This is a genomic window from Bacillus sp. JJ1474, from assembly GCF_036965225.1.
Classification (GTDB): domain Bacteria; phylum Bacillota; class Bacilli; order Bacillales; family Cytobacillaceae; genus Cytobacillus.
Window position 1 is genome coordinate 19,562 of sequence record NZ_JBALPC010000157.1, and the last position, 16,182, is coordinate 35,743.

Genomic DNA, 16,182 nt, shown 5'->3' on the forward strand with positions numbered 1-16,182 from the left:
TATAATCTATTCCTTTACATCAAAAGAAACTGTTTGCTCCAAGCCTGGGTTTGATGGAATAACATTAATCCAAGTTTTCCCTGGTACAAGTCCAACCATTTGTCCATTCAGCACTGGCAGGATTTTCCCCTCAATGCTTTGCCACTCAACCTCTTTCCATTGTCCTTTCTGCAGCAAGTACCCTCTTCCTCCAGAAATAAGGTTGATGGATCTGCGCCCTGCAGAATCAATGACTTTATGCTCTGTTTCTACGATGAAAATATTATCTAAAAGCACCGGCTTGCCCGTTTGTTGATCTGCGGTTAATTCACCATTAGAATACCGCTTATACTTTTCAAGAGTTTCATCATATTCATAGATTGAATTAAAGAGCTTGCTGTTAAAATAAGAAACCATTGCTGATTTGGCTTCTTCCCCGTTTAAAGCTTCTATCTCTTGTTTATCAAGAAAAGTAAGCGCTGCAGGAGCTTTATCCATGTCATAATTTCTTAATTCAGCACCCTTTAAGAAATTCTCAAAGGAAGAATAAGAGTTGTGCGGAGCTTTTCGGTCAGTGGAACGATAGAAAAGCGTCCCATCATAGTTCATTCCGTTTAAGTTATCGACATACCCTCTATCCATCATCACTTTCGCGTCTGGACTATATCCATGAGCGATATACAAACTATCATAGCCTTTTGCCAATTCAATATAATAATCTCTCGCACTTCTTATTGGTCCAATTTTCTCTGGTTTTTCGCTTTGAAAAATAGCAAGAAATCTCGTAACATCGCCTTCTGCAAGCAGCTCATAGACAATGTCTGCCTGACCAAGACCTGATTGAGGACGAGCTTGAGGGTGGTTATTGATCATGACCGCTACTGCTCTTGTTTCCACCTGATCCTCAGTACCAACACCTGTTAATGGAAATTGGTAAGGCAAATCCTCCTCTTCGGATACTTGCTCCTCTGCCGTTTCTTCACGATTATTTTCTTCGTTCTTTACGGTCGTTTTATCATTTTTACTGCATCCTGAAACTAGCAGCATGACCGCTGCAAAAGCAGCTATCCATTGTTTTAACATTAAGACACCCCTGTGAGATTGTGAAGTTTCCTGCCGCGATCACTTTTTAGAAAGTGAGTAAGGATATTTCAATAAACTTTGGTATGCTGGTTCTGTATAGTCTAGATGCAGATTTCCTTTTATTCCACTGTTACATTTTAACGCATTATCGTTGGAAAGAGTACTGTTTTGTTCATAACATCATATATTCCTTGCTGTGTGACCCTAATATATGGCAAATGGGTTGAAGAAAAGAAAAGAAGTGAATAAATAGGATCGTCGTGCTTATAGCCCCTTTCACTTAAATAGCTGCGAAGCTCTTTTTCTTTTTCAATTATACTTTCAACACTTTCGCTGGACATCACGCCCATAATATTGAGCGGAATTTCCTGAACAATTCGGCCCTGTTCCGAAACAGTAATACCTCCGCCAATCTCTTTCATTCGATTAAAGGCGTTCATCATATCCTGCTTGCTTTTTCCAATCAGGATAAAATCTCCTGTATTAGAAAAAGAACTGGCAAACCCGTCTAAATGAGTTGCAAAGCCTTTAAGCAGTGTGTTAATTCTCCATTTCCCATGTTTATCAACTAGCATGAAAAAACATTCATCATGGTCAGTAGATAACTGATCAGCCGAAACATCGATAGAGATGGAATATGGCTTCATAATGACTGTGTTCACCATATTGATCCCAAACGGCATGGAATATTGTAAATCATCCGACTCAAGATTCCAATCTATTTGTAAAGGTTTATAGCCTTTATCTTTCCAATCTATAGACGCGTATGCATCCAACGGTTCTCCCTTCTTTTTGACCCACTTTCCTTTTGCTAAAACGGAAACAGGTGTAGGGTTTGTCTCATCTGTAAGAAAATTAATATTGGCGATTCTTCCCGTTGCGATGTTCCCATGCAAATGTTCAATATTATAGTGCCGTGCAATATTTATCGTTCCCATATTATAGGCGTCCATGATCGGGACTCCCTTTTCAATGGCTATTCGAATCATCTGATCAATGATGCCCTGTTCATAAAAAGAAGGAGAGGATCCATCAGTCGTAAATATCATTTGGTCGTAATGATTGATGCCTAGTTCATGTATTTCATCCAACAATACAGGTAAATCCGGACGGATCGATGAATATCTGAGAGAAACTGTATAGCCTTGCATTAAACGATTATAAACATCTTTTCCTGTCATCGCTTCATGGTCACAATCGGCTCCTAGCAGCATAAGCTTTGCCAACGTCTTCTCTGATGCCCCAGGGAAGTGTCCCTCAATTTTCTTTCCTTTCTTCTTCGTTTCCTGTATCCAATGCAGAATTAAATCATCGCCGTCTAATAATTTCGGCCAGCCTGTTAATTCCCCGCCTTGTAAAACGGCATCATGGTCAAGCCATGATTTTATATTACTATGAGAGAATATCGTTTCTTCATTTTGTATTTCTGTTTGTGCATCAAATCTGCACCACCAATACATCGATGTCGGCAAATGATTCATATCCTCAATAAAGGAAAACGCCGTCTTTATATCTAATTGCAAAGCGAGAACCATATTGTCATTAATCAAGGTTGTTGTCCCGAATTGAGATGCATAGCTGGCAAATAAATGGGGATTATATAATTGAAACGGATGGGAATGGGGTTCAATGTAACCCGGAACAAGTATTAAACCTTCACAATCCATGACTTCACATTTGTCTAATTTTTCGGGAAGCCTTTCTCCCACATAGACAATGCGATCATTATAAATCCAAATGTTTGCCGTCATCCATTTACGAAATGCCTGATTGAGGTACCGTGCATTTTTAAGTAATATGGTCGGCGACAATTTTCCATCTAATACTGAAACATGGTCACGCAAGTGCTTGTTTTTCCAACGGAATCTCTGTTCCAGCACTTTAAACCCTCCCCCTGTTTTTCTATATGTTAAAAATCCCTAGTTTCAATAAGGATAATATTTCTCTGATTTCTTATTGGTAAAAAAAGCAAAAGAAAGCCCTTTCATTCCTATATCTTATCATATTTCGCAATTTAACGCACTAAAGAAATAGGTGGTTTTAAAAAAATATTAAAGAAGGTGAAGGTCCATTGAACATCAAACCTAATATCGGGATTGTTAATGCGTTAATCCGCATTACGATAGGACTTTCTGTATTGTCCTGTGCTTCCGCAAAACTCGTAAAAAGACCTTGGCGCCAATCTAATTTTATTTGGGTTGTGCTCGGAGCTATGAAGGTAGCGGAAGGAATTGTAAGGTATTGTCCAGTTACAGACCTTTATCGATGCGGACAGGAACGAATGAACGGGAATCAAGACGAAAACGGTGCTTTAAGTGAAATGGTTCCACATAACCCAACATAAAAAAAAGATGTAACATGATTTTGACTTGTTTGTTTCCACTTTTTCATGAGATTTTTAAATTTCGGGAAACTATACGCTCTTTGTTTCCGCTTAATATCAAACCAATCATTAAAGCCCCCTACATGAGGGGGCTAAAACAAGAAGGTGTGTCCATTATGTTCCTTGAATATTTAACAGATATGTCCTTTGTCCTAATCATATTAGTAGGAAGCATCATTGCTTTACTCTTTGCATTTATGCGAAAGTCTAGGAAAAGACGTGCTCGATAGCTTTATATCCGATATCCTTACGATAAAAGATGCCGCTGCAGTTTACCTTTTCTAATTCCAAATAAACTTTGTCCTGTGCTTCTTTTAATGTGTTTGCTTTCGCAGCTGCTAGGAAAACCCTGCCGCCGTTTGTTATGAATGCACCTGATTCATTCTTTTCAGTGCCCGCATGGAAAACTAGCACATCGTTGCTAATATTTTGCAAGCCTGATAAAATGGCACCCTTCTCATATTCCTCTGGGTATCCAACAGAAGCAGCGACAACTCCTAGCATGGCTTGTTCGTCCCAAACAATAGCAGGTGCTTCTCCATTCATAACGGCCAGCATCACTTCAGCTAAGTCAGATTTCATTCTTGGCAGAACAACCTGTGTTTCCGGATCGCCAAAGCGGGCATTAAATTCAATCACTTTAGGGCCAGCTTCAGTAATGATGAGACCCGCGTATAGAACGCCGCAAAAATGCCGGCCTTCTTGAACAAGTGCTTTTGCTGTTGGCTTTAATATTGTTTCGATTGCAGTTTGTACGGTATCTTCACTAATATGAGGCACAGGGGAATAAGCACCCATTCCACCTGTATTCGGACCCTTGTCTCCGTCAAAGGCACGTTTATGATCTTGGGCAATCTCAAGAGGGATCACTGTTTCTCCATTTACGAAAGCCATTAGTGAAATTTCCTCTCCAGTCAAAAACTCCTCCAGGACAACAGTAGACGAAGCATCACCAAATCTTTCATTTAAAAGCATTTCTTCTAAACTTTGTCTCGCCTCATCCATTGTAAGCGCAACGGTCACACCTTTACCTGCTGCTAAACCGTCTGCTTTTATGACAATGGGAGCACCCTTTTCTTCTAGATAAGCTTTTGCATCCTTATAAGTGGAGAATACCGCATAATCGGCAGTAGGAATGTTGTATTTCTTCATCAAATCCTTGGCAAATGACTTGCTGCCCTCTATGATTGCCGCTTCCTTTTTAGGGCCAAATACCTTTAAGCCTTCCTCCTGGAAACGATCTGATATCCCTTCAAGCAGGGGAACTTCCGGTCCAATCACGGTAAGTCCAATTTCATGTTCTTTCGCAAATTGTACGAGTTGATCTTGTGCGTTTTCTGTAAGGGCTACAAGCTCAGCAACGTCCTCCATGCCTGGATTTCCCGGCGCAACAAATACTTTCTCTACTGACGGACTTTCAGAAAGCTTTCTGCAAATAGCGTGCTCACGGCCGCCTCTTCCAATTACTAGTACCTTCATTATAAACATCCCCCACTTTTAATGTTTAAAGTGTCTAATCCCCGTGAATACCATCGCGATTCCGTACTCATCCGCTTTTTTGATTGAATCCTCATCACGGACAGATCCGCCTGGCTGGATAATAGCTGTAATGCCAGCTTTTGCAGCCGCTTCAACTGTATCATCCATCGGGAAGAATGCATCAGATGCCATAGCTGCTCCATTTGCTTTTTCCCCTGCTTGTTCTAAGGCAATTTTCGCTGCACCTACACGATTCATTTGACCTGCGCCAATTCCAAGAGTCATTTCTGCGTTATTCACAACAATGGCATTGGATTTCACATGTTTAACGACCTTCCATCCAAGCTTCAGTGCTTTCCATTCTTCCTCTGAAGGCTGTCTTTTCGTTGGAATCGTGATTTCTGCGTGATCTAATGTGTACTGGTCAAAATCCTGGATTAATAATCCACCTTCAATAGAGGTTAACTTTACTTCTTCTTTATTCTGTTTTGAGAATGGAACCGTTAAAAGACGTAGATTCTTTTTCCCTGTTAAAATCTCTAAAGCCTCTTTTGAAAAAGAAGGAGCAATAATGATTTCTAGAAAAATATCAAATAATTTTTGTGCTGTTTCTTTGTCCACTTCCCTATTGAAGGCAATAATTCCGCCAAAAATGGAAACAGGATCAGCAGCAAATGCTTTTGTAAAAGCATCGTAAACCGTTTCTCCATTTCCAACCCCACAAGGATTCATATGCTTGACAGCGACTGCCGCTGGCTCTGTAAATTCCTTTACAATTTGAAGGGCTGCATCCGCATCATTTATGTTATTATAGGATAATTCTTTTCCATGTAATTGCTCAGCATTCGCAATCGAAAACTCTGAGCCTAACGGCTTCCGGTAAAAAGATGCCTTCTGATGTGGATTTTCTCCATATCGCAATGATTGTTTTAATTCATAGGTAACTGTTAATTTTTCAGGCACTTCCACATTAGCAAGCTTCGTCATATATTCTGCAATCATCGCGTCATAAGCTGCAGTATGACGGAATACCTTTGCAGCTAACTTACGGCGAGTTTCCTTTTCTACCTCACCGTTTTGCTTTAATTGGCTTAAAACTGTCTCATAATCGGAAGGATCGACAACAACCGTAACATACTCATGGTTTTTGGCTGAAGCGCGAAGCATAGCAGGTCCGCCGATATCGATATTTTCAATTGCATCCTCAACTGTTACGTCTGGCTTGGCAATGGTTTGCTGGAAAGGATATAAATTTACACATACGACATGAATCGGCTGAATTTGGTGCTCTTCCAATTGTTTCTTATGGCTCGGCTCATCAAACTTAGCTAATAATCCTCCATGGATGAATGGATTTAATGTCTTGACCCGTCCTTCTAATATTTCTGGAAAACCAGTAACGTCGCTGACACCTGTCACAGGAAGTCCAATCTCTTCCAAGGCAGTTTTTGTACCGCCTGTGGAAAGAATTTCAAACCCTAATTCGCTTAATGCCTTTGCGAATTCAGCGACTCCACTTTTATCAGAAACGCTAATTAGTGCTCTTTTCTTCATCAAGTATGCCCTCCAAAAAATTAATACCTTCTCTAATTCATGAACGTTTTACTCAGCTAGGTGAAAGAGCTATTACAAATTGTTCTTTAGCAACTTTTGTAAAACGGCTGGATAAAGCTGATGTTCAATCCCATGGATTTTAGCTTCAAGACTTTCCATCGTTTCTTCTGAACTAATTTCAACCTCTTGCTGAGCAATAATCGGGCCCGTATCCATTCCTTCATCAACGAAATGAACGGTTACACCGCTAACCCTTGCTTTCGCTTCTAATGCTTGACCAATAGCATCCTTTCCTGGAAAAGCAGGCAGCAAGGAAGGATGAATATTAACGATTTTCCCCTCAAATGCCCTCAGAAGAGTTTGTCCAATTAGCCTCATATAGCCAGCCAAAATAATATATTCAACATTGAGATTTTCAAGTTTATTCAAAATCACTTTTTCATAGGCTTCTTTATTTGCGTACTCTTTAGCAGTAAAAATAAACTGAGGAATATTCCCTTTTTCAGCCCGTTCAATACAAAATGCATCGGGCTTATCACATACAAGCAATTGAATATCAGCTTGAAGCTCACCTTTATGAACTGCATCAATTATGGCTTGGAAGTTCGTCCCACTGCCAGAAGCAAATACTGCGATCTTTTTCATTATAAAATCTCAATTCCTTCTTTATCAGTTACTGTTCCGATCAGATAAGCCTTTTCTCCGTTCTCATTAAAATGGGACATCACATCATGTGCAATTTCTTGATCCACTGCTAAGACCATTCCTGTTCCCATATTAAAAATATTGTACATTTCTTTACGGTCTAATTCGCCAATCTTCTCCATTAACTTAAAGACAGCTGGTACTTCCCAATTGCTTTCTTTTAATTGTGCACCTAAGCCTTCAGGAAGCATGCGCGGAATGTTTTCAATAAAACCGCCGCCTGTAATATGGGCCATCCCTTTAATTTTGAATTTATTCAATGCAGAAAGAATCGGCTTTACGTAAATCTTCGTTGGACGCAGAAGCTCCTCTCCTAACGTGCAGCCTAATTCATCAACATGGTCCGTTAACGACATGTTAGCTTGATCAAAAAATAATTTTCTAACTAAAGAATATCCATTGCTGTGGATTCCACTTGAGGCAAGGCCAATTAGTACGTCTCCACTTTTAATATCTGTGCCACTAATAATGTTTGACTTTTCACAAGCACCGACAGCAAATCCGGCAAGATCATACTCTTCTTCCGTATACATGCCTGGCATTTCAGCTGTTTCGCCTCCAACAAGTGCACACCCTGCTTGTTCACACCCATCGGCAATCCCTTTAACAATCGCCTCAATCTTAGATGGCTCAGCTTTTCCGCAGCCAATATAGTCTAAGAAATAAATCGGCTCCGCCCCTTGGACAACGATATCGTTTACGCACATAGCAACAGCGTCAATACCAATTGTATCGTGTTTATCCATCATAAAAGCGAGCATTAATTTCGTTCCTACTCCATCTGTTCCCGACACGAGAACAGGTTCCTTTAAATTTAGGGACGATAAATCAAACATCCCGCCAAATCCGCCCAAACCACCGAAAACACCAGGGCGAACCGTCTTCTCTACATGTTTCTTCATACGCGATACCGCTTCATAGCCTGCTTCAATATCGACACCAGCCTGCTTATATGCATTTGCCATTATTAGTCCTCCTCGTTAGAAAAGCGTAAGTGCTAGACAATTTATTCTTAAAACAGTTCAAAACAAAAGCGACATCTTTCAATGCCGCTTTATCAAATTCATCTCAATATATATCCTATCAAAATCCTATTAACCGACTGGAACCTTTTCCTCGCTTTTAACCGGATTGATTTCAGTTGGATAATTGCCTGTAAAGCAAGCAAGACAAAGGCCATGTGGTTGACCAGATTTATTTTTATTAATCGCTTCAGCCATTCCTTCTACACTTAAAAAGGTTAAAGAATCCGCACCCAGTATCTCTCTAATTTCTTCTATTGAATGATTAGCAGCAATTAATTCTCTTTTAGTGGACATATCAATCCCATAGAAGCATGGATTATTAATGGTAGGAGAGCTAATCACTACATGTACTTCAGTTGCGCCTGCTTCCCGAAGCAAATTAACAATTCTTTTGCTCGTTGTCCCACGAACAATCGAGTCATCTACCATGATCACTCGTTTTCCTTCTACAACACCTCTAACAGGAGAAAGCTTCATTTTTACACCTTGCTCTCTGAGAGCTTGTGAAGGTTGAATAAATGTCCGTCCCACATAGCGATTTTTAATTAGTCCCATTTCATATGGAATTCCAGTAACTTCTGCATATCCGATCGCAACTGAAATACTAGAATCTGGAACACCTGTAACCACATCTGCTTCAATCGGAGCTTCAAGTGCCAATTGCTTCCCAAGTCTTTTTCTGGCAGAATGAACATTTATGCCATTAATATTGCTATCCGGCCGTGAAAAATAAATGTATTCCATCGCACACATTGCTGTTTGTGATGCCACTGAAAACATTTCCGAATGGAGTCCTTCATCACTAATAACAAGCAATTCTCCAGGATGAATATCGCGTTCAAATTTTGCTCCGACAATATCAAAGGCACATGTTTCAGATGCAACAACATATGCATCTCCTAGTTTTCCGAGAGCAAGAGGCTTCATGCCGTTCGGATCAAGAGCAACAATTAATTCTGTTTCAGTCATGACTAGGAAAGCATAGGCTCCTTTTAACATCGATAAAGCATTTTTCACCCGATCCTTTAAAGAAGTAAATCCGCCTCTTCTAATAAGGTGAGCTAAGATTTCCGTATCCGAGCTCGTTTGAAAAATACTTCCTTGGTTCTCGAGCTGATGCCTTAATGCTTTAGCGTTGATTAAACTTCCATTATGGCAAAGAGCCATGCTGCCACTTTGTGAATGGAATAGGAGGGGCTGGATATTTCCATATCCGCTTCCTCCGTTAGTTGAATACCTTACATGGCCAATGGCTGAGCTGCCTGCTAATTCTTTCATCGATTCAGCTGTAAATACTTCATTCACAAGTCCATCGCCTTTTACGCCTCTTAGCTTGGACCCATCCGTCACAACAATTCCAGTTCCCTCTTGACCCCGATGCTGTAAGCTATGAAGGCCATAATATGTTATTTGAGATGCATCTGTATGGCCCCATACACCGAAAATTCCACATTCTTCTTGTAAGCCTTCTAGTTCAGCAGGCATGGAATAGCCCCTTTCCAGGCTTGTCGAAGTACATCAACTTGCTCGGTAAGCACAGTTTCCTTCTCTTCTGAATTAATTTGAAGAACTCCTGTATCTGTAACCTCACCAAGTAGTTTTGCATCAACTAAGCCTTCAAATTCTTTTTGGTTTTCTTTTTTAACCGATAGTAAGAAACGGGATTGTGATTCACTGAATAAGGCAGACACAATATTTCCTGAAATCTCAATATTGGCACCAAGACCTTTTGTACCCATTAAGCTTTCAGCAATGGCAACGGCCAATCCACCTTCAGATAAATCATGAGCAGAAGCTACTACCCCCGCGCGAATGGCAGTTAGTACTTGTTTCTGATACTTTTCTTCAATATCTAGATCCAGTTCAGGCGCTTTTCCAAAAATCTTTCCGTACGTTAATTTTTGTAATTCGCTCCCGCCGAATTCATCTTTCGTTTCACCTAATAAATAGATCAGATCTCCTGCATCTTTAAAATTTTGAGTTGTTGCGTGGTCAATATTTTCAAGAAGACCGACCATACCAATTGTAGGAGTTGGATAAATTGCTTTTCCGTCGTATTGATTCGATAATGATACATTTCCGCCAATAACTGGTGTGTTTAATTTGCGGCATGCTTCACTGATACCATCAGCAGATTTATCGATTTGCCAGAAAATCTCCGGGTTATCAGGGCTGCCAAAGTTTAAGTTATCTGTAACTGCTAAAGGCTCTCCGCCAGAGCAAACGATATTTCTCGCTGCTTCAGAAACGGCAATTTTCCCTCCTGTTTCTGGATCAAGATAAACATAGCGTCCATTACAGTCCGTTGTCATCGCTAAGCCTTTGCGTGTTCCACGGATTCTAACCACTGCTGCATCAGAGCCAGGGGCAACAACTGTATTCGTACCAGCCATATAATCAAACTGATTATATACCCATTCCTTACTAGCAATCGTTGGTTGTCCGAGAAGCTTAACAAGCGTTTCTTTATGATCACTGACCGCAGGAATATCATTTTCCATTGCTTGGAACTCACGGAAATATGCCGGCTCTTGTGATGGCTTATTATAGACTGGTGCTTCCTCTGCTAATGCATCAGCAGGTACTTCTGCTACGACTTCACCTTTGTGCAGTAGACGGAGCATTTTATCGTCTGTTACTTTTCCAATTGAAACGGCCTCAAGATGATATTTCGCAAAAAGATCGGTGATTTCTTGCTCTCTGCCAACTTTTACAACAATCAACATTCTCTCTTGTGATTCAGAAAGCATCATTTCAAAAGCCGACATTCCAGGTTCTCTCTGAGGAACGAGGTCTAAGTTCATTTCTACTCCTGAACCTGCTTTACTTGCCATTTCAGCTGAAGAACTCGTTAAGCCAGCTGCCCCCATATCTTGAATACCAATCAGCGCATCTGATTGAACTAACTCTAGGCAAGCTTCCATTAGACGCTTCTCTAGGAACGGATCACCTGCTTGAACTGCAGAACGTTCTTCAACTGGTTCGTCTTTTAATTCAGCTGAAGAGAAGGATGCTCCATTAATTCCATCGCGGCCTGTTGGTGCTCCGACATACATCACCGTGTTTCCAATTCCACGCGCCTGTCCTTTTTGAATATCCTTATGGTCAAGCAACCCAACTACCATTGCGTTCACTAGCGGATTTTTTTCGTAGGCTGGATCAAACTGAACTTCTCCACCAACAGTTGGTACTCCAATTCGGTTCCCATAGCCAGCAATACCAGCAACCGCTTCTTTGAATAGATACTTCACACGTGGCGAATCTAATTCACCAAAGCGTAATGAATTCAGTGCGGCAATTGGTCTTGCACCCATTGAAAAGACATCGCGAAGAATTCCTCCTACACCTGTTGCTGCCCCTTCATAAGGCTCAATAGCAGATGGAGAGTTATGGCTTTCGATTTTGAAAACAACCGCTTGCTCATCGCCAATATCAACAATTCCTGCTCCTTCCCCTGGACCTTGAAGAACTCTTTCACCCGTTGTAGGGAATTTTCTTAAAATGGGTTTAGAGCTTTTATAGCTGCAGTGTTCAGACCACATGCCAGAAAATAGACCTGTCTCTGTGTAGTTTGGAAGGCGGCCGAGAATTTTCTCAATCATCGCAAATTCTTCATCCGTTAAACCCATTTCTTTATAAATTTTATCTGCTTTAATTTGTTCTGGACTTTGTTCAAGCATTAGCGACATGTGCTTCCCTCCAATTTTTCACGATCGATTGAAAAAGCTTTAAACCATCCAATCCTCCGATTATCTCTTCAACTGCTCTCTCCGCATGTGGCATAATTCCTAAAACATTACCTTTTTCGTTCGTAATCCCAGCGATATTTTCAAGGCTTCCATTCGGGTTAGAGCCGTTATACGTAAATACAATTTGCTTATTTTCTATTAAACTTTTAAGTGTTTCCTCGTCACAATAGTAATTGCCATTCCAGTGTGCGATTGGAAGTGAAAGAACTTCATTTTGTTGATATTCAGATGTGAACATCGTCTCATTGTTTTCAACTTTTACTTCCACTGAGCGACAGATAAACTCTAAGCCTTCATTTTGCTTCATCGCCCCTGGAAGAAGGCCAGCTTCTAATAAGATTTGGAACCCATTACTTACGCCAATTACCGGCTTTCCTGCTTCTGCAGCTTTTTTTACTTCTTGGATAATTCTGCTGTGGCGTGCAATGGCACCTGGACGTAGATAATCCCCAAATGACGCGCCGCCTGGAAGGATGATTCCGTCAAAACCTTCAAGATTTTCCGCCTCGTGACTAACAATCTCCACTTCTTCCCCGAGAACATCTTTTACAGCATTGTACATATCAACCTCATTGGAACCTGGAAAAGCAATGACTGCTAGCTTCACTGAGCAACTACCTCCTCGATTTCAAAACGGTAATCTTCGACATTCAAGTTAACTAATAATTTTTCACACATTTCCTTTACGATTTCATCGATATTACGATCTGTTTTTTCTAAAGTTAACTCTACATATTTACCAATACGAACATCGGACACTTCGCCGTAATTTAGCTTGTGAAGCGAATCTTTTGCAACTGTTCCTTGAGGATCGATAACACTTTCTCTTAATGTGACGAATACTTTTACTTTGTACATACTGTTTGGCCTCCCAGTTTGGCTATTATATTTTTATATGAATCTCTTAAACTTTCAAAATCTTTTTCATGAAAGTTCCCTAAGATGAAGAGTGGGGAATATTTATTTGATAAGAGGCAAAGAATCCTTCACCTCTTATTTTTTTATAAACCTAGTCGTTCAAAAATCGTATCGACATGCTTAATGTGGTAATGATAATCAAAGCAATCATCAATTTCGTTAGAGTCAAGCTTAGCAGTAATCGTCTCATCCTGCTCGATCAAGCTGCGAAACGGAACTTGGCTTTCCCACGCTTCCATTGCTCGCGGCTGAACCGTGTCATATGCTTCCTCGCGAGTAAGCCCTTTATCGATAAGTGCGAGTAAAACGCGCTGCGAATAAATTAATCCTAGCGTGCGATCCATATTTCTCTTCATATTTTCAGGGAAAACTGTTAAATTCTTTACTATATTGCCAAAGCGATTAAGCATATAGTTTAAAGCAATGGTTGCATCTGGAATAATGATTCTTTCTGCAGAGGAATGAGAGATATCTCGTTCGTGCCATAATGCTACGTTTTCGTAGGCAGCGAGCATATACCCGCGGATCACCCTTGCCATCCCAGTCATATTTTCTGAACCGATTGGGTTTCGCTTGTGCGGCATAGCCGATGAGCCTTTCTGACCTTTTGCAAAAAACTCTTCTACCTCACGTGTTTCACTCTTTTGAAGACCGCGGATTTCTGTCGCAAATTTTTCAATGGATGTGGCAATTAAAGCGATTGTGCTCATATAGTGCGCATGGCGATCACGTTGTAATGTCTGTGTTGAAATGGGTGCTGTCTTCAAGCCAAGCTTCTCGCATACATATTTCTCTACATAGGGATTAATATTCGCGTATGTTCCAACGGCTCCTGAAATTTTCCCAAATTCTATTCCTTCAGCTGCTTCCTTAAAGCGATTTACGTTACGCTTCATTTCCTCGTACCAAAGAGCAAGCTTCAGTCCGAAAGTAGTTGGTTCAGCATGGACACCGTGCGTACGACCCATCATAACTGTATATTTATGTTGTTGTGCTTTGTTTTTCAAAATTTCAACGAAACGTTCAAGATCTTTAAGAAGGATTTGATTTGCTTGCTTAATTTGGTAGGAAAGAGCCGTATCCACAACATCTGTTGACGTTAATCCGTAATGAACCCATTTTCTTTCTTCACCGAGTGTCTCAGAAACGGCACGGGTAAAAGCCACGACATCATGTCTTGTCTCTTCCTCAATTTCTTTAATGCGATCCATATTAAAGGAAGCATTCTCGCGGATTTTTTGAACATCCTCTTTTGGAATATCGCCAAGCTCCGCCCAGGCTTCACATGCAAGAATTTCAACCTCTAACCACGCTTGAAACCGATTCTCCTCCGCCCAAATCGCGCCCATTTCTGGCCTTGTATAGCGTTCAATCATCTTTTAGCCCCCGATCTTTTATCTCACATCGGACCAAATGCCGCTATCCTCAGCTTCACCAATTGCCGTTTCAACTGAATCGCGCAAGAGAGTTACATGACCCATTTTGCGTTTATGTTTGGCATCCTTTTTACCGTACAAATGAATTTTCCAATCATTTAATGACGGAATCTTCTTTATTAATGGTTCCTGATGTTCTCCTAATATGTTTACCATTAATGCTGGTTTTAATAGATGTGTACTGCCAAGCGGCCAATTACAAACTGCACGGATATGCTGCTCAAACTGCGAGGTTTCGCAAGCTTCAATGGAATAATGCCCTGAATTATGCGGCCTTGGCGCAAGCTCATTGATGTAAATGTGATCATCAGCTGTCAAAAACATCTCGACTGCCAATGTTCCGACAAGGTCGAATGCTTCTGCAAGCTGCTTAGCTGCATGTACAGCTGTTTCCTTTGCCTGATCCGATATTCTTGCCGGTACGATTGTTTGATGAAGAATATTGTCTTTATGAATATTTTCTCCAACTGGCAAAACAGCCGTTTCACCAGAAACGCTTCGAAAAATAATAACCGAGATTTCTTTTTCAAATGGAATCCACTTTTCAAGGACACAAATTCCTTTTTCAAGAAGCTTTGCCGCTTCTACAATATCTTGCTCGTTTCTAATGACGTATTGTCCTTTTCCGTCATATCCGCCTCTAGCCGTCTTTAATACTGCCGGAAATCCGAGTTCTTCGATATTTGCATATATATCGTCTATCTCTCTAATCACTGCATATGGAGCAACCTCTGCACCGGCTTTTTGTATGGCTGCTTTTTCCTTTGTCCGGTCCTGTGTTATTTCAAGCAATGCAGATCCTTGAGGGACATAGGTGTTGGCACATAACCAATCCAAGGCTTCCGCATTAATATTTTCAAATTCATACGTAATGACATCACTTACTTTTGCCAGTTCCTTTATAGAATCAATGCTGTCATATTCACCGATAATGGCATGATCAGCGACTTGCCCGCAAGGTGAATCTTCGGTCGGGTCAAGCACTGCAATCCTAAATCCTTGTGCTTTTGCGGCAATCGCCATCATCCTTCCTAATTGTCCACCGCCAATAATTCCAATCGTTTGACCTGGTAAAATGACTTTTTTAGACAAGCTCATCACTACTTTCTAAAACTTCTTGTTTCGTGTTTTCTCTTTTTTGTTCTAGACGATCTGCCATATGTGAATCAAAGGCACCAAGTATTTGTGCTGCAAGCAGACCGGCATTTGTCGCACCTGCCTTGCCAATAGCCACTGTTGCTACCGGCACTCCACCTGGCATCTGTACAATGGAGAGTAAAGAGTCCAAACCGTTTAGCGCTTTTGATTGGATTGGAACACCAATGACTGGAAGTGTCGTTTTAGCTGCAACCATACCTGGTAGATGAGCAGCACCTCCAGCACCGGCAATAATCACCTTAATGCCTTTTTCTCTCGCCTTTTCCGCATATTCAAACATGAGATCTGGAGTTCGATGGGCGGAAACAACTTTTTTTTCATATTGAATTTCAAGCTCATCCAGGATATCGCAAGTATGCTTCATCGTTTCCCAATCTGATTTACTACCCATGATCACTGCAACTTCTGCCATCTTTTTTCCTCCAGCACTAAGTTTTATACAAAATAAAATGCCCAGACAAATACTATCTTCAAAAGAGAGAAAGTATTTGCCTGGGCAAAAAAGCATACAGGAACACACCTAAATAGAACAGGATGAATTCCTATTTACGCCAGTCATATTTACTTTCCCTCATAGTCCAATAATTAACGGTTATTGGGTAGATACTTATGGGCCTTATTCCCATTATTATATGAGGGGGATTATTCGCTTCATTTATTTCTTATATGCACATCTTAACAACTATTGATAGTAATGTCAACCAATAATCGAA

15 protein-coding genes and 1 riboswitch are annotated in these 16,182 nt (G+C 40.7%); of the genes, 2 read left to right on the forward strand and 13 right to left on the reverse strand.

Annotated elements, in window-relative coordinates:
• Window positions 1-6: 6 nt before the first annotated feature.
• Together V7164_RS18060 and V7164_RS18065 are read right to left on the reverse strand one after the other, a co-directional pair.
• Entirely contained in the window at window positions 7-1,062 is a 1,056-nt protein-coding gene (locus V7164_RS18060) for a DUF3048 domain-containing protein (RefSeq protein WP_335354794.1), read from the reverse strand.
• A 137-nt stretch (window positions 1,063-1,199) separates the two neighbouring features.
• Window positions 1,200-2,942 (reverse strand): adenine deaminase C-terminal domain-containing protein, encoded by a 1,743-nt coding sequence (locus V7164_RS18065; RefSeq protein ID WP_335354795.1) that lies wholly within the window; start codon window positions 2,940-2,942, stop codon window positions 1,200-1,202.
• A 191-nt stretch (window positions 2,943-3,133) separates the two neighbouring features.
• Between V7164_RS18065 and V7164_RS18070 the strand changes: the two genes are divergently transcribed.
• Window positions 3,134-3,406, forward strand: a complete 273-nt coding sequence (locus tag V7164_RS18070) for a YgaP family membrane protein (protein WP_335344318.1) — start codon at window positions 3,134-3,136, stop codon at window positions 3,404-3,406.
• Between the two features lie 179 nt (window positions 3,407-3,585).
• Window positions 3,586-3,675, forward strand: coding sequence for an EYxxD motif small membrane protein (locus V7164_RS18075; RefSeq protein ID WP_335344331.1), 90 nt, complete (start codon window positions 3,586-3,588; stop codon window positions 3,673-3,675).
• Here the strand turns inward: V7164_RS18075 and purD are convergent.
• The 11 genes from purD to purE all read right to left on the reverse strand — a co-directional run bounded on the left by purD (window position 3,653) and on the right by purE (window position 15,881).
• Window positions 3,653-4,924, reverse strand: a complete 1,272-nt coding sequence (purD, locus tag V7164_RS18080) for a phosphoribosylamine--glycine ligase (RefSeq protein ID WP_335354796.1) — start codon at window positions 4,922-4,924, stop codon at window positions 3,653-3,655. The two genes, V7164_RS18075 and purD, sit on opposite strands and share 23 nt — an antisense overlap.
• An 18-nt stretch (window positions 4,925-4,942) precedes the next feature.
• Window positions 4,943-6,478 carry a bifunctional phosphoribosylaminoimidazolecarboxamide formyltransferase/IMP cyclohydrolase gene (gene purH, locus V7164_RS18085; protein WP_335354797.1) on the reverse strand — a complete coding sequence of 512 codons (1,536 nt, stop codon included), beginning with the start codon at window positions 6,476-6,478 and terminating at the stop codon, window positions 4,943-4,945.
• Window positions 6,479-6,550: 72 nt separating this feature from the next.
• On the reverse strand, window positions 6,551-7,123 hold the full coding sequence (purN, locus tag V7164_RS18090; protein WP_335354798.1) for a phosphoribosylglycinamide formyltransferase: 573 nt from the start codon (window positions 7,121-7,123) through the stop codon (window positions 6,551-6,553).
• Window positions 7,123-8,148, reverse strand: coding sequence for a phosphoribosylformylglycinamidine cyclo-ligase (purM, locus tag V7164_RS18095; RefSeq protein WP_335354799.1), 1,026 nt, complete (start codon window positions 8,146-8,148; stop codon window positions 7,123-7,125). The genes purN and purM overlap by 1 nt, the downstream gene beginning before the upstream one ends.
• A 129-nt stretch (window positions 8,149-8,277) precedes the next feature.
• Complete coding sequence (purF, locus tag V7164_RS18100) at window positions 8,278-9,693, reverse strand: amidophosphoribosyltransferase (RefSeq protein ID WP_335354800.1); 1,416 nt, start codon at window positions 9,691-9,693, stop codon at window positions 8,278-8,280.
• On the reverse strand, window positions 9,678-11,897 hold the full coding sequence (gene purL / locus V7164_RS18105) for a phosphoribosylformylglycinamidine synthase subunit PurL (protein WP_335344324.1): 2,220 nt from the start codon (window positions 11,895-11,897) through the stop codon (window positions 9,678-9,680). The genes purF and purL overlap by 16 nt, the downstream gene beginning before the upstream one ends.
• On the reverse strand, window positions 11,881-12,564 hold the full coding sequence (gene purQ, locus V7164_RS18110) for a phosphoribosylformylglycinamidine synthase subunit PurQ (RefSeq protein WP_335344325.1): 684 nt from the start codon (window positions 12,562-12,564) through the stop codon (window positions 11,881-11,883). The genes purL and purQ overlap by 17 nt, the downstream gene beginning before the upstream one ends.
• Window positions 12,561-12,815, reverse strand: coding sequence for a phosphoribosylformylglycinamidine synthase subunit PurS (gene purS / locus V7164_RS18115; RefSeq protein WP_335344326.1), 255 nt, complete (start codon window positions 12,813-12,815; stop codon window positions 12,561-12,563). Before purS ends, purQ begins: the two co-directional genes overlap by 4 nt.
• 143 nt (window positions 12,816-12,958) lie before the next feature.
• On the reverse strand, window positions 12,959-14,251 hold the full coding sequence (gene purB, locus V7164_RS18120; protein ID WP_335354801.1) for an adenylosuccinate lyase: 1,293 nt from the start codon (window positions 14,249-14,251) through the stop codon (window positions 12,959-12,961).
• 18 nt (window positions 14,252-14,269) lie between these two features.
• Window positions 14,270-15,409: a 5-(carboxyamino)imidazole ribonucleotide synthase gene (gene purK, locus V7164_RS18125; RefSeq protein ID WP_335344328.1), complete on the reverse strand. Its 1,140-nt coding sequence runs from the start codon at window positions 15,407-15,409 to the stop codon at window positions 14,270-14,272.
• A complete protein-coding gene (gene purE / locus V7164_RS18130; protein ID WP_335344329.1) occupies window positions 15,396-15,881 on the reverse strand; it encodes a 5-(carboxyamino)imidazole ribonucleotide mutase in 486 nt (161 codons plus the stop codon). Before purE ends, purK begins: the two co-directional genes overlap by 14 nt.
• A gap of 142 nt (window positions 15,882-16,023) precedes the next feature.
• A riboswitch (purine riboswitch) is annotated at window positions 16,024-16,125 on the reverse strand.
• Window positions 16,126-16,182 lie beyond the last annotated feature (57 nt).